General features: G+C 64.2%; 21 protein-coding genes. 9 read left to right on the top strand and 12 right to left on the bottom strand.

The annotated features are described in order from the left end of the window. Positions 1–110: 110 nt before the first annotated feature. The 4 genes from E5222_RS08820 to rlmN form a co-directional block, all read right to left on the bottom strand. The gene (locus tag E5222_RS08820) at positions 111–587 is read right to left on the bottom strand and encodes a glycine zipper 2TM domain-containing protein (RefSeq protein WP_136693389.1); all 477 of its coding nucleotides are present in this window, start codon (positions 585–587) and stop codon (positions 111–113) included. A 145-nt stretch (positions 588–732) separates the two neighbouring features. Next, positions 733–1,380 carry an MOSC domain-containing protein gene (locus E5222_RS08815; protein WP_136693388.1) on the bottom strand — a complete coding sequence of 216 codons (648 nt, stop codon included), beginning with the start codon at positions 1,378–1,380 and terminating at the stop codon, positions 733–735. After that, positions 1,377–2,000, bottom strand: a complete 624-nt coding sequence (locus E5222_RS08810) for a class I SAM-dependent DNA methyltransferase (protein WP_136693387.1) — start codon at positions 1,998–2,000, stop codon at positions 1,377–1,379. Before E5222_RS08810 ends, E5222_RS08815 begins: the two co-directional genes overlap by 4 nt. Then, positions 1,997–3,238, bottom strand: a complete 1,242-nt coding sequence (gene rlmN, locus E5222_RS08805) for a dual-specificity RNA methyltransferase RlmN (protein WP_136693386.1) — start codon at positions 3,236–3,238, stop codon at positions 1,997–1,999. The genes E5222_RS08810 and rlmN overlap by 4 nt, the downstream gene beginning before the upstream one ends. A gap of 323 nt (positions 3,239–3,561) precedes the next feature. On the opposite strand from rlmN, the gene E5222_RS08800 reads away from it, so the two are divergent. Next, on the top strand, positions 3,562–4,224 hold the full coding sequence (locus E5222_RS08800; protein WP_136693385.1) for an outer membrane protein: 663 nt from the start codon (positions 3,562–3,564) through the stop codon (positions 4,222–4,224). A 66-nt stretch (positions 4,225–4,290) separates the two neighbouring features. Here E5222_RS08800 and E5222_RS08795 read toward each other — a convergent pair whose 3' ends face one another. Then, a complete protein-coding gene (locus tag E5222_RS08795; protein WP_136693384.1) occupies positions 4,291–4,767 on the bottom strand; it encodes a hypothetical protein in 477 nt (158 codons plus the stop codon). A 171-nt stretch (positions 4,768–4,938) separates the two neighbouring features. Between E5222_RS08795 and E5222_RS08790 the strand changes: the two genes are divergently transcribed. The 3 genes from E5222_RS08790 to E5222_RS08780 all read left to right on the top strand — a co-directional run bounded on the left by E5222_RS08790 (position 4,939) and on the right by E5222_RS08780 (position 8,705). Next, entirely contained in the window at positions 4,939–5,577 is a 639-nt protein-coding gene (locus E5222_RS08790; RefSeq protein ID WP_136693383.1) for a YqiJ family protein, read from the top strand. Positions 5,578–5,710: 133 nt separating this feature from the next. Then, entirely contained in the window at positions 5,711–7,420 is a 1,710-nt protein-coding gene (locus E5222_RS08785; RefSeq protein ID WP_425456252.1) for a flotillin family protein, read from the top strand. Positions 7,421–7,538: 118 nt separating this feature from the next. Then, positions 7,539–8,705 (top strand): patatin-like phospholipase family protein, encoded by a 1,167-nt coding sequence (locus E5222_RS08780; protein ID WP_136693381.1) that lies wholly within the window; start codon positions 7,539–7,541, stop codon positions 8,703–8,705. Between the two features lie 26 nt (positions 8,706–8,731). On the opposite strand, the gene E5222_RS08775 is transcribed toward E5222_RS08780, so the two are convergent. The 7 genes from E5222_RS08775 to E5222_RS08745 all read right to left on the bottom strand — a co-directional run bounded on the left by E5222_RS08775 (position 8,732) and on the right by E5222_RS08745 (position 13,833). Continuing rightward, on the bottom strand, positions 8,732–9,343 hold the full coding sequence (locus tag E5222_RS08775; RefSeq protein WP_136693380.1) for a hypothetical protein: 612 nt from the start codon (positions 9,341–9,343) through the stop codon (positions 8,732–8,734). Next, positions 9,340–9,867, bottom strand: a complete 528-nt coding sequence (locus E5222_RS08770) for an RNA polymerase sigma factor (RefSeq protein ID WP_246021628.1) — start codon at positions 9,865–9,867, stop codon at positions 9,340–9,342. The genes E5222_RS08775 and E5222_RS08770 overlap by 4 nt, the downstream gene beginning before the upstream one ends. Positions 9,868–9,942: 75 nt before the next feature. After that, positions 9,943–10,146 carry a hypothetical protein gene (locus E5222_RS08765; protein ID WP_136693379.1) on the bottom strand — a complete coding sequence of 68 codons (204 nt, stop codon included), beginning with the start codon at positions 10,144–10,146 and terminating at the stop codon, positions 9,943–9,945. Further along, entirely contained in the window at positions 10,146–10,325 is a 180-nt protein-coding gene (locus E5222_RS08760) for a DUF4169 family protein (protein WP_136693378.1), read from the bottom strand. The genes E5222_RS08765 and E5222_RS08760 overlap by 1 nt, the downstream gene beginning before the upstream one ends. Then, a complete protein-coding gene (locus E5222_RS08755) occupies positions 10,325–11,341 on the bottom strand; it encodes a hypothetical protein (protein WP_136693377.1) in 1,017 nt (338 codons plus the stop codon). Before E5222_RS08755 ends, E5222_RS08760 begins: the two co-directional genes overlap by 1 nt. Positions 11,342–11,398: 57 nt before the next feature. Further along, positions 11,399–11,881, bottom strand: coding sequence for a transcription elongation factor GreB (gene greB / locus E5222_RS08750; protein ID WP_136693376.1), 483 nt, complete (start codon positions 11,879–11,881; stop codon positions 11,399–11,401). A gap of 11 nt (positions 11,882–11,892) precedes the next feature. Further along, positions 11,893–13,833, bottom strand: coding sequence for a lytic transglycosylase domain-containing protein (locus E5222_RS08745; RefSeq protein WP_136693375.1), 1,941 nt, complete (start codon positions 13,831–13,833; stop codon positions 11,893–11,895). Between the two features lie 101 nt (positions 13,834–13,934). Between E5222_RS08745 and dapA the strand changes: the two genes are divergently transcribed. The 5 genes from dapA (at position 13,935) to E5222_RS08720 (ending at position 17,850) form a co-directional block, all read left to right on the top strand. Further along, the gene (gene dapA, locus E5222_RS08740; protein WP_136693798.1) at positions 13,935–14,816 is read left to right on the top strand and encodes a 4-hydroxy-tetrahydrodipicolinate synthase; all 882 of its coding nucleotides are present in this window, start codon (positions 13,935–13,937) and stop codon (positions 14,814–14,816) included. Positions 14,817–14,946: 130 nt separating this feature from the next. After that, a complete protein-coding gene (locus E5222_RS08735) occupies positions 14,947–16,239 on the top strand; it encodes a hypothetical protein (protein WP_136693374.1) in 1,293 nt (430 codons plus the stop codon). Continuing rightward, the gene (locus E5222_RS08730) at positions 16,236–16,616 is read left to right on the top strand and encodes a hypothetical protein (RefSeq protein ID WP_136693373.1); all 381 of its coding nucleotides are present in this window, start codon (positions 16,236–16,238) and stop codon (positions 16,614–16,616) included. The genes E5222_RS08735 and E5222_RS08730 overlap by 4 nt, the downstream gene beginning before the upstream one ends. A gap of 82 nt (positions 16,617–16,698) precedes the next feature. Continuing rightward, entirely contained in the window at positions 16,699–17,181 is a 483-nt protein-coding gene (smpB, locus tag E5222_RS08725) for an SsrA-binding protein SmpB (protein WP_136693372.1), read from the top strand. A gap of 111 nt (positions 17,182–17,292) precedes the next feature. Beyond that, positions 17,293–17,850 carry a DUF2062 domain-containing protein gene (locus E5222_RS08720; RefSeq protein ID WP_136693371.1) on the top strand — a complete coding sequence of 186 codons (558 nt, stop codon included), beginning with the start codon at positions 17,293–17,295 and terminating at the stop codon, positions 17,848–17,850. Positions 17,851–17,871: the final 21 nt, after the last annotated feature.

Here is a 17,871-nt window from a genome sequence, read left to right as displayed (position 1 = left end):
ATAAGCCAGCGCTTGGCCATGCCTCCAAAAGACCGATGCCGCCCTCCGCATTTGAGCGAAGGGCGGCAGGGTCCTTCCCGCGAAGGGGAGTGCGGGAAGAGAGGGAGGGCTTAGCGGCAGCGCGCCTCGCCGCGATCGATCTCGCGGCCGAGCAACCCGCCCAGCGCGGCACCCAGCAGGGTGCCCACGGTTCGGTCGCCACGCGTGTCGATGGTGCGGCCCAGCAGCGCGCCGCCGGCGGCACCGATGATCAGGCCGGTCGTGCCATTGTCGCGCTCGCAGTAATAGCGGCCGTCATCGCCCCGCCAGACGCGGTCGCCACGGCGCACGCGGCGCGGTTCTTCATAGCGGCCATAATCGTCATAGACGCGGTCGCGGCGGTGCTCGCGGCGATGGTCGCGCCGATGGTCGCGGCGGTCATAGCGGGCCTCGTAGCGATCATGGCGATCGTAACGGTCATAGCCGCGATCATGGTCGTAATAGCCGTGGGCAGGCGCCCAGCCCGGCGGATCGGCGGCGGCGGGAGCGGCGGGGATGGCGAGCATTGCTGCGGCGGCAGCGGCGGTAAGGGTGAGAGTCTTGCGCATCGGTCGAACCTTTCATTCCGGTTGGCTGTGTGTCCGGAATTCCAGATTTCGTTCATAGATACCCAACCTAAGATGAACGGATCGTTGGGATTCGTTTTTGCGGATGAGCCGTTTCAGGCGAGCGCCAAGTTGACCGCTTTCATGCTCAACTGGTTGTGCGCACAACCAATTTTGCCCGCAATTTCTCGGCGAGAAGGGGTAATTCGGCGATCTCTTTCAGCAGTTCGGGATCGCTTTTGTGAGTCGTTCCCCAGATCGCATTGAAGATGCGCGCCATGCTCCAGCCGGCAAGGCCATCGGCCACCTTCTCGAGTCGGTCACCCGCTTCGGCCTCGCCTTCCTCGATCACGCGGTAAAACCAGCCGCAGCGGCCGGTCCTGAGGATGCGCTTGACCATCGCCTTTTCGCCGAAGCGGTGCTCGATCTTCCAGCAGGGCTGGCGCGGCTGGCAGGCTTCGAGGAGCGCGCTGCCGAGGCGGAAGCGGTCACCGAGCAAAACGTCCTCTTCGGTGATACCGATTGTGAAGAGGTTGCTGCCGAAGGCGCCGGGTTCTGCCAGAAGCGGATGATCGCCCAGCTCGCTGCGCCAGTAATCGTGATGGTCGCGCGGATAGTGATGCACCGCCATGTCCGGCCCTCCGTGATGGACCAGGTCCGCCTGCTCGTCGCCTGCCAGCCCCAGCGTTGTGATCCGCACCTTGCCGGAGAGCGGCTGCTTGGCGATGGCGCTCTTCTCTTCCCCGCGAAAGGGGACGGCGGCTGCGGCGCAGATGGCATTGACGGCCACTATCACGCAGACTTCCTCACGGTGATTGCGATCCAGTCGCGCAGGACCTTGTCCAGCCCGCCATCCTTGTAATCGTGCGCTTCGAGGATTTCCCAGTCCTGCGCGGCATAGAGCGCCATCAGCTCCGCGCGCGGCGGGAAGTTGTAGAGGCGGCCGAAGCTGTCGCGATGTTCCCCATCGCCCAGCTTGTAATTGGCGAAGAACAGCGCGCCGGGGCGCATCGCGCGGTGGATGCGCGCTAGCACGTCGGCAAGGCCCACCAGCGGCTGGTGGTGGAGCGAGGCGTGCGCCCAGACCGCGTCATAGGCCGCCTCCGCCTTCAGATCGCCGAATTCCATATGCCGTGCCGGACGGCCGAGCTTCTCCTCCGCCAGCGCCGCCATGGCAGGCGTGCCATCGGTCGCATCGACAGTGAAGCCCTGCGCCTCCATCCGCGCCCCGTCGCGCCCGTCTCCGCAGCCGAGCTCGAGCACCTCCGCCCCCGGCGGCAATTGCGCCAGGAAGGGATCAAGGAATTTCGAGAATTCGTAGGGGAAGGCCTCCGCCCATTCGCGGGCCTTGGTCTGGTAGAAGTCGCGCGTTGCCCCGTCGATCTCGGCGCGAGGGGGCTGCGCGGCCTCGCTCATCCCTGGGCTTCCGCCTCTGCCGCCTCGCGATCCAGTTGCGCGCGGCTCTTCTTTTCCGCCGCCGTCTTTAGCTGGCCGCAAGCGGCATCGATATCCCGCCCGCGCGGTGTACGCACAGGGGCGGAAATGCCGGCTTCGAAGACGATGTTGGAGAATGCCCTGATCCGCTCCGGTGTGGAACATTCATAGGGTGCGCCCGGCCATGGGTTGAACGGGATCAGGTTCACCTTTGCGGGCAGCTTGAAGGCCTTGAGCAGGCGGACGAGTTCGCGTGCATCCTCGTCGCTGTCGTTCTTGTCCTTCAACATCACATATTCGAAAGTGATGCGGCGGGCGTTGCTGGCGCCGGGATAATCGGCGCAGGCCTGCAGCAATTCCTCAATGCCGTATTTCTTGTTGATCGGCACGATCTCGTCGCGCACTTCCTTGGTCACCGCGTGGAGCGAGACGGCAAGGTTCACGCCGATCTCCTCGCCGCATTTCGCCATCGCCGGGACCACGCCGCTGGTCGACAGAGTGATGCGGCGCTTCGACAGCGCGAGCCCGTCGCCATCCATCACCAAGCGCAACGCATCGCGGACATTGTCGAAATTGTAGAGCGGCTCGCCCATGCCCATCATCACGATGTTCGTGAGCAGGCGGCCATCGGCGGTATATTCGCTCTCGCTCGCGTCTTCGGCGATATCCATCCGGCCCTTGGGCCATTCGCCCAGCGCATCGCGCGCGAGCATCACCTGCCCGACGATCTCGCCCGGCGTCAGGTTGCGCACGAGGCGCATCGTGCCCGTGTGGCAGAAGCGGCAGTTGAGCGTGCAGCCGACCTGGCTGGACACGCAGAGGGTCCCGCGATCGGCATCGGGAATGAAGACCATCTCGAAATCATGGCCGTCGGCGGTCTGGAGTAGCCATTTGCGCGTGCCGTCGGTCGAATGCTGCGCCTCGACCACTTCCGGGCGGCCGATCACGAAGCGCTCGGTAAGCCATGGGCGCATGGTCTTGGCGATATCGGTCATCGCCTCGAAATCGGTCACGCCGCGGTGGTAAAGCCAGTGGAACACCTGCTTGGCGCGCAGCTTGGCCTGCTTGGCATCGAGCCCTGCTTCGGCGAACAGTTCGGCAATGCGCCTCTTCGGCAGGCCGATCAAATCCACGCGCCCGTCGGCGCGTGGCGTGATGTCACGCGCCACGGGAACCGGGTCTACCTGCCCGGGGATCGTCATGAGGTCTGTGTCTGGCATGATCGGGGCGCATATAGTGCAGCGTGGCCCGCATAGCTAGTGCGTGCGGAATCTGCGGCCATGTGCGGATCGGGCGCGGAACCGGCGACGGGCCGCGCGACGCTTGCGGCGAGACGGTCGCGAGCGCGCGCTAACGCCCGTTCCGGTCGCTCCGTTCCCGCCGAATATCGCTCCTCAAACACGGCTTATCGCAAGTGTATATTGCTAAAAAACAACGGTTTTCCTGTTGTACGACGTTCATGAAACCAGATGCAGGTTCCAGCCATTCTCGCAGTCCAGGCACGGACGAAACCGTGCTGGAAAACAGAAGAATGGAGTACGTTATGTATAAGGGAATTGCACTTCTGGCTGCCGCTTCGGGTATCGCCATGGTGGCCGCACCGGCCGCCGCGCAGGAGAGTTCGCCCTTCACGGGTCCGCGCATCGAAGGCATCGTCGGCTATGATATCGTGCGCCCCGGCAGCACAGTCGACATCGACAATGCGGACGACGTCGACCAGTCGATCGAGGACGTGACCTATGGTGTAGGCGCTGGCTATGACTTCGACCTTGGCGGCGCCGTGGTCGGCGTGGAAGCTGAGTACATGAAGTCGGAAGCTTCGACCTCTTATGACACCACGGCCTTCACCGGCTTTGGCGTCAGCAATGTCGATGCCGGCCGCGACCTTTATCTCGGCGTGCGCGCCGGTGTGCTCGCGACCCCGTCCACGCTGGTCTATGCCAAGGGCGGTTACACCAACGCCTCGATGGACGTGCTTGCGAGCGACAACGTCACCGATATCGAAACCGATGCCAATCTTGACGGCTGGCGCGTGGGTGCCGGTGTGGAGCAGGCAATCGGCGAAAACTTCTTCATCAAGGGCGAATACCGCTATTCGAACTATGAAGAAGGCGAATTCGAAGCGCCGAGCGGCCTCGAAAGTGACCGTTTCGACGTCGATCTTGACCGTCACCAGGTGGTCGTGGGCGTCGGTGCGCGCTTCTAAGCGCTGACAACACTGACATGAGAGCGGGCCGGGGGAGCGATCCTCCGGCCCGTTTTGCTGTGCGCGTCAGTTGCGCTGCGAACAGGCGACCGTTGCGGCGTCGATGGCCGTGGCCGCACCGGAGAGGTCGAAGGTGTTGGTGAAGCGCCGTCCGCCTTCGTCGCGCGCGCGGATCTGCATCTGGCTCGCTGCGCGCATCGCGGCTACGATGGCCGCATCCATTTGCGCATCGGCAGCCCAGCCATTGCGCGCATCGCCCATCAGCTCGAAATTCTCCCCGCGAATGCGCAGCACCAGCGGAACGTCCTCTCCCAGCGTGCGGGAGAGCCGGAAATGCACTTGTCCGCGCACCTGCCGCTGCGGCCAGGTGGAAACGGTCGCGAAGCCCTCGCTCTCGTCCTCGGCCATGGCGATGGCATAGCAGCGCGGGACCTCCGCATCGCGGAAGGCTCCCCATTGCCCGAACACGCCCAAACTGTCGCGCGCGGCCAGCGGCGCGGCGGTGCAGGCGAGGAGGGCGAGGGCGGCGATATGGCGGCGCATTCGCACCCGATATCGCAAGGCGGCGCGAACGCAAAATCGTATCATCTGAATCCGGTTTTTCTGGAAAATCGCCCACCTTTCTGCCATATGAATGGAACGGGATGGGACACCGTAAAATTTGGCCCGAGGAGAGAAAGGCGCCCCTGCAATCCGCAGGCGGCGAACGAAGAGATGAGCCTGCTTGCCGACTATAACTTGCCCTTTGCCATCGCGTTTGGGGCCATGATCCTGCTGTCTCTGCTGCAGATCATCGGCATAGGCGATCTGTTCGACCTCGACGCGGATATGGACGTGGAAGTCGACGCCGATTTCGACGGCTCTGCTTCGCTCATGGGCGGGATCACGACCCTGCTGGGGATCGGCAAGGTGCCGTTCCTGGTGTGGCTGATCGCCTTCCTGTTCCTCTTCGCCCTGATCGGCGTAGGGATCCAGGAACTGGCCATGAGCCTCACGGGCTCGCCGCTCTATGCCTGGCTTGCCGCAGTGCTGGCGCTGGGCGCGACGCTGCCCGCAACGGCCACGCTGGTGCGCCCGCTCGGCAAGCTGATGCCGCAGGACGAGACGGATGCGGTCGGGCTCGACAGCCTTGTGGGGCGCCGCGCCACGATCAGCCTCGGCAGGGCAACCGCCGGCTCCCCGGCACGCGCCAAGGTGCGCGACCGGCACGGCCATGCCCACCATGTCATGGTGGAGCCGCATGAGCAGGCTAGCGAAATGCTGGAGGGGGACGAGGTCCTGCTGGTCCGCCGTGAGGGCAACACCTTCTTCGGCGTGCCGCTGGCCGAGCGCCAGCTCGCACCCGTCACCTGACGGCAATCCGATTACCGATTGACCCCGCGTGCACCGGACCCGCTGCGCGCATCCCGCAACATCGCGGCGACCGTCCGCATGAGTTTCACAACAAGGAGAGGATATGGAAAACCTGCTTACCACATCAACAGTCATGGTCGGCGGAGGCGTTGTCGCCTTCCTGGCAATCGTCATCTTCCTGACCAAGCTCTATCGCCGCGCGTCGAAGGAAATCGCATTCGTGCGAACGGGTGTCGGCGGGGAGAAGGTGGTGATGAATGGCGGCGCGCTGGTGCTGCCCGTCTTCCACGAGACCATGCCGGTCAACATGAACACGCTGGTGCTCTCGGTCGTCCGTCGCGACGGCGAGGCGCTGATCACGCTCGACCGCCTGCGGATCGACGTGAAGGCGGAGTTCTACGTTCGCGTGAAGCCCGACGCCGAAGCCATCGCCATGGCCGCGCAGACGCTGGGCCAGCGCACCATGCAGCCCGAGGCGCTGAAGGACCTTGTCGAAGGCAAGTTCGTCGACGCGCTGCGTTCGGTGGCTGCCGGCATGACGATGAACGAGCTGCATGAGCAGCGCGCGGACTTCGTCCAGAAGGTGCAGCAAGTGTCGTCCAACGACCTTGCGATGAACGGGCTGGAGCTGGAATCGGTCTCGCTGACCGGTCTCGACCAGACCAGCATCGAGCACTTCAACGCCAACAACGCCTTCGATGCCGAGGGCCTGACGAAGCTGACCGAGCAGATCGAGGCGCGCAAGAAGCTGCGCAACGATATCGAGCAGGACACGCGCGTGCAGATGGAGACCAAGAACCTCGAAGCCGACACCAAGTCCTACGAGATCGGGCGCGACAAGGAATATGCGCGCCTCTCACAGGAACGCGAGGTGGAAATCCGCCGCGCCGCCCAGGCCTCCGAAATCGCCCGCGAACAGGCCGAGCGTACCCGTGAGGCCGATGCCGCGCGGATCGAGGCGAAGAAGCAGGTCGATGCACAGCAGATCGAGGCCGACCGCCTCGTGGAAGAAGCTCGCATCGACCAGCAGCGCGCGCTCGAAATCGCCCGGCAGGAGCAGCAGATCGCGGTGCAGAACAAGAGCCGCGAGGAAAGCCAGGCCAAGGCCGAAGCCGACGCTGCCCGCGCCAAGGCGGTCGCCGCCGAGGAGCAGGTCGTGACCAGCCGCGAAAGCGAGGTGGCCGAGCGTCAGAAGAAGATCGAGCTGATCGAGGCCGCAAAGATCGCCGAGCGCGATGCGATCAAGATCAAGGTCGAGGCCGAAGCCGATCGCGATGCCGCGACCAACCGCGCCGAAGCCGCCCGCCGCGAGGCGGAAGGCGAGGCCGATGCCGAGAAGCTGCGTGCCGAAGCCGCGCGCGTCCGCTTCGAGGTGGAGGCCGCTGGTCAGCGGGCGATCAACGAGGCTGCGAACATCTTGTCGATGGAGCAGATCAGCCTGCAGACCAAGCTGGCGCTGCTCAAGGTCCTACCCGAGGTGATCCGCGAAAGCGCCAAGCCCATGGAAGCCATCGATTCGATCAAGATCGTGCAGGTGGACGGGCTGACGCAGAAAGCGGGCGCAGCCGGCACCACCGGTGGCGCAGGCTCTGGCGGCGGATCGGGCAACCTGGCCAATGATGCGGTGGCGGCAGCGCTCGCCTATCGCGCGCAGGCGCCGGTGCTCGACGGGCTGATGAAGGAGCTGGGGCTCGACGGCTCCTCGCTCGGCAAGCTTGTCGAAGGCGCGGCCAAGGCCAATGCCGACCCGCTGCCTTCGCTGACCGATGCGGATGCCCCCTCACTTTTCGACGGCGAAGCAGGCGATGCGGAAGGCGACGAGACGGCAGAAGCCGCCGAATAACCTCCCCTCACAGGGAGAACAGCGAACGGGCGCGGATCATCTCCGCGCCCGTTTTGCGTATCCGGCGACGCGATCGGTTCATGTTGCGCTGCAACATGATTTGCGGCAGGAAGCGCGCATGGCGAAAAGCGATCCCATCCGTGACGAGGGCCGGCCGCAAGTGCTGGTGCTGCAGGGCGGCGGGGCGCTCGGTTCCTATCAGGCGGGCGTGTTCGAGACCTTGCATGAAGAAGGCCTCGAACCCTCATGGGTCGCGGGCATCTCCATCGGCGCCATCAATGCCGCGATCATCGCCGGGAACGAGCCGGAGCAGCGCCTCCCGCGCCTGCGCGAATTCTGGGAGCTGGTGAGTTCCGAATTGCTGGGCGTGGCCCCGGCAGATGACGGCCCGCCGCGCCGCTGGTTCAACGAGCTTTCGGCGGCCATCGTCGCTATTACCGGAACGCCGGGCTTCTTCCGCCCGCGCAATCCCCTCCTCGCCGGTTTCGACGCCGTTTTCGACACGGTGAGCCTCTACGACACCAGCCAGCTGCGCGAGACGCTGGAACGGCTGGTCGATTTCGACCTGCTGAATGACGGGCTGGTCAAGCTGAGCGTAGGCGCGGTCAATGTGCTGACCGGCAATTTTACCTGGTTCGACAGCGATCGCGACAGGATCGGACCCGACCATATCATGGCGAGCGGGGCGCTGCCGCCCGGCTTTCCGCCCGTGGTGATCGATGGCGTGCCCTATTGGGATGGCGGGCTCGTCTCCAACACGCCGCTGCAATATGTGCTCGACACCGGCCAGCGCTGCGACATGACGATCTACCAGATCGACCTGTTCCATGCGCGCGGTGCCATGCCCGGCGATCTGTCCGAAGTGCTGCAGCGCGAGAAGGATATCCGCTATTCCAGCCGCACGCGCATGACCACGGACACTGTGCAGAAGCTGGAGGAATTCCGCCTGGCCGCGGCGCGCCTGGCCGAGAGGCTGCCGCCGGAATTCCGCAAAGATCCCGATGTTCGCCTGCTCACCGAGATCGACCAGCCGGGCGCGATCAGCGTGATGCACCTGATCAACCGGCGTGACGGGCATGAGAGCTATTCGAAGGACTACGAATTCTCGCGCGCGACGGTGAACGAGCATTGGCGGACAGGGCGCGACGATGCGGCCCATTCGCTGGCCCACCCGATGTGGCAGAGGCGCGACATGCACCGCAGCGGCCTCGTCGCCTTCGACCTCACCAATCCCAACGGTGCCCGCATGCGTGATGCGGCGGGGATGGAGATCGAGGGGCACTAGCTCCGCCCTCCCGATCTCCGCCCGGACTATTCGGCGCGCAGGGCGTCGATCTCGTCGATCATTTTCTGCAGCTTCCGTGCGGCGAACTTGTTTAGCCACCACACGCCAATCAAGCTGACAGGCACTATGCAAGCCTTCAGCACGACCTTGAACCATGCCAGTTCGCCGATCGTGGGCGACAAAGCGAGCGGGACGAGCATGAGCACGCTGAGACCGGGCACAAATGGCAGGATGTACCAGTACAACACGCTGTCTATCGCATCTCGCTGGCGGACCAGCTCGGCCCGTTGGTAGTCGAGCACTGAATTGCGTCCGCCATCCGCTGGCGGGTCGAGCGGGGCGGTGCGCTTGTGCAATTGCCAGAGGGCAAAGACCGTGCCGATCATGACCAGTGCGGCGCCCAGCCGAACGATTTCGGCAGGGATCACCGCCGGCGTCCAGGGTAGCGGGCCGAAGATCAGTATCCATCCGAAGCCAAGCAGTACCACGGCACCCGAGATGTATTCGATCAGATTGCGCCGCCTGATCTTGCGGCGGAACTTGTCGGCCTTGCCGCGCAATTCCTCGATCGGGGGCAGGGCGGCTGCCGAACCGCTCGACTGCCAGCTTTGGCGGGCCTGGTCTTCGGGCGACATCATCCGATCTCCTTGTCGGCATAGGGTTTGGCGAGCAGCGTCTTCAGCCGGTGGATACGGCTGGATACGGCGCTGGCGGAAAGGCCGGTGACCTCGCCGATCTCGGTGGCGGTCAGGTCTTCGAGATAGAGCAGCATCACCTGCCGGTCGGCGGGTGCGAGGCGGTGGATCGTTGCCATCAACCGGGCGACCAGCTGCGCCTCGCCCGCATCCGCCTCGGGATCGTCGGGCGCGGCAAGGTCGTCGATCGCATCGAGCGTGTCGAAACCACCCTTGCGCGCCCGGCGGCTGCGCTGGATATGCGTGACCGCGACATTGTGCGCGATGCGATAGACCCAGCTCCTCAGCGAGCATTGCCCTTCGAAATAGGCGAAGCTGCGCCACAGCGCCGCATGGATTTCCTGCACCAGGTCGCGCGCGAGGTCGGCATCGGCTTCATAGCCGCGCGCCAGCCGCTCAATCGCCGCGGCGAATTGCGCGGCGGCCATGCGATACCGGTCGTCCTGGCTGGTTCTGGCGATGTCCACGACGCGAAACTACCTCCTGTTTGCAGAGGTAGTCAGCCTGCGCGGCGACTTGTCACCGGCGCGCGCGAAAAAATTTCAACTTTCGATGAGATCGAGATACGCCACCACATCGTTGTCGGTGGCGAGGAACAGGCCCTGCTGCACCTCCTCTGGCTGCTGTGCCGCCAGCCTCATCGCCTCGTCGAGCGCCCCGTAGAACAAGGTTTCCGCCGCGCCGCCTTCGCTTTCGCGGTCGAGGAAATAAAGCCGCACCGTGGCCTCGCCATAGGTCGAGCGCATCAGTCCCGCTCGCGCTTGTGGCTGTCGAGATCGCGCGCGGCACGCTCCTCCTCCGACTTGCGGGCCCGCTTTGCCGGGCGCGTCTCGCCATGTTTGGCGCGATTGGCCTCGGCAGCGCTCGCCTTCTCGGCACGCGCCTTGGCCTTGCGTGCCAGCCTGAGGTTCACGATTTCGGCCATCAGTCTTCCTCCGGAAGGTCGCGGGTAGCATAGTCGCTCGCAGCCTTCTCTACCACCGCGCGCGCTTCATCAATCGGGAGGGTTGCGCGTTGCATGAATGGATCGGGTCGCAACTGCAGGGCTTGTGCGACCAGGTCCGCCGAACCCGGCTCAAGGTCTCCCCAATGTGACACCGTCATTAGCCCGTCGCGCTCGAAGATGAGGGCACAGCCTTCACTCTGGATCTCGTGACCGAACAGGCAGGGGATGGATGGCCTCGGCAGGAGCGGAAGGCGGGAAGCGCTGTAGGACCGAAGTGTCCGCTCTTCTCCTCCGGGCCAACGCAACCGGATGGTATGTTCGCGATATCGCGATGCCCAGCCAGTCCTTGCTTCCGACGTCGAAACGGTGATCTGAACAATTCCTCCATCCGGTTCGATCCCCGCACGCAGGGAGCAAAGTCCCGGCCGGCCCGGCCTAGGGTCGCCGCTGATCCTGCCTATCCGCGCGCTTCTTCCCATACGAGGGATCTCGCCACGCAGGACTTCGCAGTCACCTCCTGCTAGCAGGTAGGTTGCCGTGTAGGGCCCGAAGTTCGCACCGGCAGGGTTGGCGAAATAGACGACAGGCACGTCGAATCCCGTCAGGTCGACGCCAGATCCTTGGGAAAGTACGATAGACTGAGTGTCCGGATCGAATGCGTTTGACGGAGCCGAGAGCTGTGCCCGCGTGTCCCACTCGAACTTGCCGATCTCCCATTGCTCGACAGCCAACAGCCCTATGTAGAGCGCACCGAAGGAGAACGGGAACGCCAGCCAGGCCTTGGGTACCCTTCCGACGAATACTTCCACCATCGTACCGACCATCGCAGCTATCGGCAGGGCATGCAGGAAAATCATCACCGGAATTGCCACGAAGATGATGAGGAAGAGGCCTTCCGCATCGCCGAGCTCACCGAATTCCGGAGCCAAGCCGCCGATTACCGCATAAAGCAGAATGGTGATGGCCAGCAGCCAAACACTGATGGGGATTTTCATAGCCGCCGGATAGGCGCGGGAAATTAAGATCGGTTGAAATGCAGTCCCACCAGTCCGCTATTCTGGATAGGTTATCGCCAGCACTTCCCATTCCTTCTCGCCGCCGGGAAGACGCACGGTCCTGAGGTCGCCGACTTTCGCCCCGCGCAGCGCCCTTGCGATGGGGCTGGACCAGCCGACGCGGCCCTTGCCTGCGTCCTGCTCCTTGTCGCCCACGATGGTCAGGCTGCGTTCCTCGTCATCCTCGTCGACAATGGTGACGGTGGCGCCGAAGAAGATCCGGCTCTTGTCCGGCTGCTGCGCAGGATCGACGACCTTCGCGTGCTTCATCACCTTGGCGAGATGGGACAGCTCGCGGTCGATCTCGCGCATGCGCTTGCGGCCATAGAGGTAGTCGCCATTCTCCGACCGGTCGCCATTGCCCGCCGCCCAGCTGACGATCTCGACAATCTCCGGCCGTTCCGTGCCGAGCAGGTGGTCGTAGCGCTCGCGCAAGGCGGCAAGGCCCGCAGGGGTGATGGGGTTTTCGCGCGGATTCACTTCAGGGCAGCCTAGCGCAAAAAGTCGCTCACCTTGCGCTGGCGCACGGCCTGTTCGGGATAGAGGTGTTCGTAGACCACCGCATTCTCGATCACGCGCTGGACGTAGTTCTTGGTCTCGAAGAAGCCGATCTTCTCGATCCATTCGGTCCAGCTGATGCCGCCGCGTCGCGGGTCGCCATTCTCGCGCAGCCAGCGGTTCACGTTTCCGGGCCCCGCATTGTAGGCGGCGATGGCGAGCGGGTAGCTGCCGTCGTAATAGGAGATCAGCCGCTCGATATGGTTGGAGCCGAGCTGCATCGAGTAGGTCGGATCCTCGATCAGGCGGCTGGGGGAATAGGACATGTTGGCCCGGCGCGATTCCTCCTGCGCGGTGGCGGGCATGAACTGCATCAGGCCGCGCGCGCCGGCATGGCTGATGGCGTTTTCGGCGAACTGGCTTTCCTGCCGGGCGAGCGCGTGGATCATCGTCCAGTTGGTGCCCGGCGGCGTCTGCAGGCGCGGATAGCCGATCTGGGTGAAGCCGGTGTGGCCATCGGCCATGGCCGCCTCGGCAAGGTTCACGGCAAGGTCGCGGCGGCCGATCTCGCGGGCGAGGTCGGCGACGAGGACGTGCTCTGCCTCGGTCTCCGCCTGGTCGGCGATTGCGCGGTAGAAGCGGATTCCGGTGCTCCACGGCGCATCGCGGGCGACTTCGGCCACGGCCTGCGTCAGCGGGGCGGCAATGAAGGCGGCGCGCTGTTCGGGCGTGGGCGTCGCGGTGGGCTGGCCCGCCAGCGCGGGCAGGTCGCGCCCCAGTGCCTCCAGCGCCAGCTGGCCGTAAAAGCGGTCGCCATATTCGGCGGCCATTTCGTAATAGCGGTTGGCCTCCGCCGCATCGCCGCCCCGCTGCGCGGCATAGCCGGCCCAGTAGAAGCCCTTGGAGCGCGTCTGCGGCGTGCGTGCCGCCGCGCCATAGCGGTAGAAGATCGGTGCCGCGCCCAGTGCATCGCCACGTTCCCACAGCGCGCTGGTGCCGCCCAGCCACATCAGCGAGGTATAATCGTCACGCAATTTGTATGCGCGCTGGCTGATATCCTCACCCGGCGCGAAGGCATCGTCGATACGCGCCGCGATCATCTGCGCATCGCGGGCCGAGCCGAGCCGGGCGACGGCGAGCAGTTCCTCCACCCAGGCGGTGGCGTCGAAGGGCTTGCTGGCGAGCGGCGCGCGGTTGGCGAGCATCGCGATTGCCTCGCCGCGGCGGCCTTCCTGGCGCAACTCGCGGCTGCGATTGTAGAGGTATCCCGGGTCGGTCTGCGCCGCCGGATCGCTCGTGGCTCCGTCACCACCCTGCAGGATCGCGAGGCGCGCGGCGAAGACGGCGCGCTTGCCGGGCGAGGTGCGTTCGATCTGGCGCGCGGCATCGTCGCCCTCGCGCTGCCACAACAGCGCGTCCATCCGCGCATCGTGATCGTCCTGCGTGAAGTTGGCACCGAACATGGAGCCGATCGTCGCTTCGGACACCTCGCTCATTTCCCCGCCGCGCCATGCCTCGCGCGCCAGCGCTGCCGCCGTCTCGCGGTCGCGGCCCATCAGTGCCAGCGCATAATGCGCCTTGGAGAAATTGGTGACCGGCGGATAGCGCTCGAAGAAATCGAGCAGCACGCCATTGGGCACGAATTCGCGCCGCAGCCGCTCCTCCGCCCGTGCGCGCAGGGCGGTCTCGTCAGGGAAACCCGGATTGGCGAGGAGGAAGCTCGAATAGCGTTCGAACGGCAGCTGCGCGCTGCGATCGGCATAGAGGTCCTGCCAGCGGGCGATTTCGGCTGCCATCGGACCCGGACCTTCCGCCACCAGGTTCGCGCGGGCGGTATCCCAGTCGGACGCCTCCTGCGCGCAGGCGGGAAGGGACACGGCAGCCATGCTGCCAAGGGCGATAGCGAGAAAAGCAGGTCGAACCATGCTGGACATAGTGGCGGGCCTCTCCTTATCAGGCGGTGAATGAAATTGCCGCATCGCACAGATATGTGGCGAAAGTCCTTGCTTTAAAGGACAACGACAGAGGTATGAAAATGTTCTCAGGTTCTATTCCGGCTCTTGCGACTCCTTTTCGCGACGGAGCGTTTGACGAGGATGCCTATCGCCGTTTCGTCGACTGGCAGATCGAGAACGGATCGACCGGCCTCGTACCCTGCGGAACGACGGGCGAATCGGCAACGCTCGACAATGACGAGCATCATAAAGTGATCGCCACCTGCGCCGAACAGTCCGCCGGCCGCGTGCCGGTGATTGCGGGCGCAGGCTCCAACGATACGCAAACCGCTCTGTGGCATATCAAGGAGGCGCAGATTGCCGGCGCCGATGCGGTGCTGCTGGTCGCACCTTATTACAACCGCCCGGGACAGGCGGGGCTGCTCGCCCATTTCAGCTATCTTGCCGAGCGGACCGACCTGCCGATCATGCTCTACAACGTGCCCGGCCGCACGGTGACCGATATCCTGCCCGAAACGGTGATCGAACTGCACCGCCGCTTTCCGGAAAAGATCGTCAGCATCAAGGATGCGAGCGGCGACCTCAGCCGCGTAGTCACCCACCGCATGGGCGCGGGCCCCGATTTCTGCCAGATTTCCGGCGACGATCCGCTGGCGCTCGCAGGCTATGTGCTGGGCCAGAAGGGCTGCATCTCCGTGACCGCCAATGTCGCGCCCAAGCTCTGCGCCGACTTTCACACGGCCGCGCTGGCAGGCGATTATGAGACCGCGCGCGAGCTCAACGAAAGGCTCTACCCGCTGCACCGCGCCATGTTCGTCGATCCCAGCCCTGCACCTGCGAAGTACGCGCTGAGCCGCATCCACGACTGGTTCGAGCCCGACGTTCGCCTGCCGATCGTCGAGTGCTCCGATGCGGGCAAGGCGGCGGTGGATGCCGCGCTGGAGGGGCTGGGGCTGGTGTGACGTTCGACCGTCGTCATTGCGAGGAGCCGAAGGCGACGCGGCAATCCAGTTCCATCCGTGAATTCCATGCGAAGTCGCCACTGGATTGCTTCGCTTCGCTCGCAATGACGAAAAGAAAGCAGGTATCGTAGTGAGAATCCTCGCCTCCACCGCCGCCCTCGCACTCGCCTCCTGCGCCACCGTCCCGAATGAGCCGCCATCGCTCGACCAGCTTGCCCGCGACTATCTCGCGGTGCAGCTGGCGATTGGCGAGAAGGATCCCGGCTATGTCGATGCCTATTACGGGCCGGAGGAGCTGGCGACCAAGGCGGCCAGCGAGGATGCGCGCATGTCGCTGCCCATGTTGCAGGCGCGGGTGGTGGCGCTCGATGCCACGCTTTCGGCGATCCCCGTCGATCCCGGCACTCTGGAGGCGGAGCGGGTGCGTTACCTGCGCGCCATGCTGGCGAGCGCGAAGACGCGGCTGCGCATGTTGCGGGGCGAGACCATTCCCTTCCAGGACGAGGCCGAGGGCCTGTTCGGTGTGCGGCCCGAAATGATCGAGCTTGCCAGCCTCGATCCGGTACTCGCGCGGATCGAGGAGTTTGTGCCGGGTGACGAGGCCGACGGCCCGCTTTCCGAGCGCATCAACGCATGGCGCGACCGCTTCGTGATCCCCGAAGACCGGATGCGCGCCGTGATCGATCGCGCGGTGGAGGAATGCCGCGCGCGCACCGTGCCGCATATCCCGCTGCCCGAAAGCGAGAGTTTCTCCCTCTCGCTGGTCACCGACAAGCCGTGGGGCGGGTTCAACTATTACCAGGGCGATTATCACTCGGTGATCGAGATCAATACCGATGTGCCTGCACGGATCGACCGGGCGGTGGATGTCGGTTGTCACGAGGCCTATCCCGGTCACCACGTCTATTCCACGCTGATCGAGCGCGAACGGGTGAACGCGCTGGGGCAAGTCGAATACACGCTGCTGCCGCTCTATTCCCCGCGCGCCATCGTCTCCGAAGGCAGCGCCGAATATGCGGTGAAGCTGGCCTTCCCCGGCAATACGCAGATGGAATTCGAGCGAGACGTGCTGGCCCCGCTCGCCGGGATCGATGCCAGCGCCATCGCCGATTACTACGCTTTACGCGAGGCAACGCAGGAACTGGGCCCCGCCTATTACACCATCGCCGCCGCCTATCTCGACGGCACCGCCGACCGCGAGGCGACGATTGCGGACCTGATGCGCTACCAGCTCTCCAGTCGCGGGCGGGCGGAACAGAGCCTCGAATTCCTCGACACCTATCGCAGCTATGTGATCAACTATGACCTCGGCAGCGCAATCGTTGGCGCTTTCGTCGAACGCGGCGATGCCGACATGGCGACGCGCTGGGAACGCTTCATCGGCATATTGAGCACGCCGACGCTGCCGGAGGATTTGCGATGAAGAAGCGCATCATTCTTCCCTTGGGTCTGCTCTTATCGTGTGGAATGCCTGAAAATGTAATTGCCCAAGGGGGTGATGGGGCCAACGAGACCTTCAACTATGTTGGCTTTCCAGGGAATGACAGTTGCGGGAATTGGATCGAAGCACGCGCCAATCCGCAAAGGCATGGTCAAACCCTAGAAGGTTGGCTCTTAGGTTATATCACTGGGCACAACGCATTTCACAGGGGGTATGGACGTCTTGGACAGTCCACGAATGCAACTGGAATGTTGGCATGGATCGATGGCTATTGCGAAGAAAATCCGCTGGATTCTCTCTTGATGGCGGCGAACGCGCTCATTGTTGAGCTGATGGATCGCGAAGGAAACTCGCAGTAAGGTTCTCGATAGGTCAGAGGACAAACTTGGCGGTTAGTTTCCCTTTCAATCCTTTCTGTCTCTGCCTACATGCGCCTCCACCATGGCACGCCCCAAACCTCCCACATTCGACAAGCAGAAGGTCGTCGCGGAAAACCGCAAGGCGCGCCACCTCTACTTCATCGAAGAGACGTTCGAGGCGGGGCTGGCGCTGTCGGGGACCGAGGTGAAGAGCCTGCGGTCGGGCGAGGGCTCGATCGCCGAAAGCTATGCCGAAGTGCGCAATGGCGAGGTGTGGCTGGTCAATGCCAACATTCCCGAATTCAGCCATGGCAACCGTTTCAACCATGAGCCCAAGCGGCCGCGCAAGCTGCTGCTCCATGCGCGCGAGATCGAAAAGCTGTTCGGCGCAGTGGAGCGCAAGGGCATGACGCTGGTGCCGCTGTCGATCTACTTCAACTCGAAGGGAAGGGCGAAGGTCGAACTGGCGCTGGCCAAGGGCAAGCAGGCGCATGACAAGCGCCAGACGATCAAGGATCGCGACTGGCAGCGCGACAAGGCGCGGCTGCTGCGCGAGCGTGGATAGGTCCCGGACGGGGTAGGTGTGTAGCCGTCCGGCGACGTTAAGGTGCTGTTCGTCGACGTGACCGTAATGGTCACTTTCGCGTAAATGCGAAAGGTGTATGGAAAGCCCGAAATGGCGAAGCGCAAACAGAACTGGTTCGAGCGGAACCTGCCGCGGCGCGAGGATATGGAGCGCAATCGCTGGCTTGCGCCCATTGCGCATCGCTTTGCCCGTTCGGAACTGTGGCGCTTCACCCGCCGTTCGGTCCCCCGAGGGGCGGCTCTGGGCTTGTTCGCCGCCTTCATCATCCCGGTGGGACAGATATTCCTAGCCGCCTTCCTGGCGCTGCCCACGCGGGCAAACGTGCCGGTGGCGGCGCTGATTACCTTCGTCACCAACCCGCTCACCTTGCTGTTCTGGACCGCGGTCGCCAACAAGGTCGGCAGTTTCGTGCTCAAAGTCGATGCGGCCACCATTGGCGCCGCCAATGACGAGATCGCCAGCGGCCGCTGGGACAGCTTCGGCTGGTTCCTTCAGACAGCGGGCGTGACCGCCTTCGGCTTCGTCGTGCTCTCGGTCCTGACGGCGTCGCTGGGATACCTGATCACCGGCTTCCTCTGGCGCTTCCTGGTGGCCCGTAAATGGACCAGGCGACCTGGCCGCCGGAAACTGCTAAACCCTGCGGAGTAATACAGGTTTTCGGCAAGGGAC

This window comes from Alteraurantiacibacter aquimixticola, from assembly GCF_004965515.1.
GTDB classification, from domain to species: Bacteria; Pseudomonadota; Alphaproteobacteria; order Sphingomonadales; family Sphingomonadaceae; genus Alteraurantiacibacter; species Alteraurantiacibacter aquimixticola.
This window is presented reverse-complemented; position numbering and strand designations above follow the sequence as displayed.

What these genes read in the sequence shown, in the direction of transcription:
- E5222_RS08820 (WP_136693389.1), bottom strand. Translation starts at nt 587, where the DNA reads ATGCGCAAGACTCTCACCCTTACCGCCGCTGCCGCCGCAGCAATGCTC.
- E5222_RS08810 (WP_136693387.1), bottom strand. Translation starts at nt 2,000, where the DNA reads ATGAGCGAGGCCGCGCAGCCCCCTCGCGCCGAGATCGACGGGGCAACG.
- rlmN (WP_136693386.1), bottom strand. Translation starts at nt 3,238, where the DNA reads ATGCCAGACACAGACCTCATGACGATCCCCGGGCAGGTAGACCCGGTT.
- E5222_RS08800 (WP_136693385.1), top strand. Translation starts at nt 3,562, where the DNA reads ATGTATAAGGGAATTGCACTTCTGGCTGCCGCTTCGGGTATCGCCATG.
- E5222_RS08795 (WP_136693384.1), bottom strand. Translation starts at nt 4,767, where the DNA reads ATGCGCCGCCATATCGCCGCCCTCGCCCTCCTCGCCTGCACCGCCGCG.
- E5222_RS08790 (WP_136693383.1), top strand. Translation starts at nt 4,939, where the DNA reads ATGAGCCTGCTTGCCGACTATAACTTGCCCTTTGCCATCGCGTTTGGG.
- E5222_RS08785 (WP_425456252.1), top strand. Translation starts at nt 5,711, where the DNA reads ATGGTCGGCGGAGGCGTTGTCGCCTTCCTGGCAATCGTCATCTTCCTG.
- E5222_RS08780 (WP_136693381.1), top strand. Translation starts at nt 7,539, where the DNA reads ATGGCGAAAAGCGATCCCATCCGTGACGAGGGCCGGCCGCAAGTGCTG.
- E5222_RS08775 (WP_136693380.1), bottom strand. Translation starts at nt 9,343, where the DNA reads ATGATGTCGCCCGAAGACCAGGCCCGCCAAAGCTGGCAGTCGAGCGGT.
- E5222_RS08765 (WP_136693379.1), bottom strand. Translation starts at nt 10,146, where the DNA reads ATGCGCTCGACCTATGGCGAGGCCACGGTGCGGCTTTATTTCCTCGAC.
- E5222_RS08760 (WP_136693378.1), bottom strand. Translation starts at nt 10,325, where the DNA reads ATGGCCGAAATCGTGAACCTCAGGCTGGCACGCAAGGCCAAGGCGCGT.
- E5222_RS08755 (WP_136693377.1), bottom strand. Translation starts at nt 11,341, where the DNA reads ATGAAAATCCCCATCAGTGTTTGGCTGCTGGCCATCACCATTCTGCTT.
- E5222_RS08745 (WP_136693375.1), bottom strand. Translation starts at nt 13,833, where the DNA reads ATGTCCAGCATGGTTCGACCTGCTTTTCTCGCTATCGCCCTTGGCAGC.
- dapA (WP_136693798.1), top strand. Translation starts at nt 13,935, where the DNA reads ATGTTCTCAGGTTCTATTCCGGCTCTTGCGACTCCTTTTCGCGACGGA.
- E5222_RS08730 (WP_136693373.1), top strand. Translation starts at nt 16,236, where the DNA reads ATGAAGAAGCGCATCATTCTTCCCTTGGGTCTGCTCTTATCGTGTGGA.
- smpB (WP_136693372.1), top strand. Translation starts at nt 16,699, where the DNA reads ATGGCACGCCCCAAACCTCCCACATTCGACAAGCAGAAGGTCGTCGCG.
- E5222_RS08720 (WP_136693371.1), top strand. Translation starts at nt 17,293, where the DNA reads ATGGCGAAGCGCAAACAGAACTGGTTCGAGCGGAACCTGCCGCGGCGC.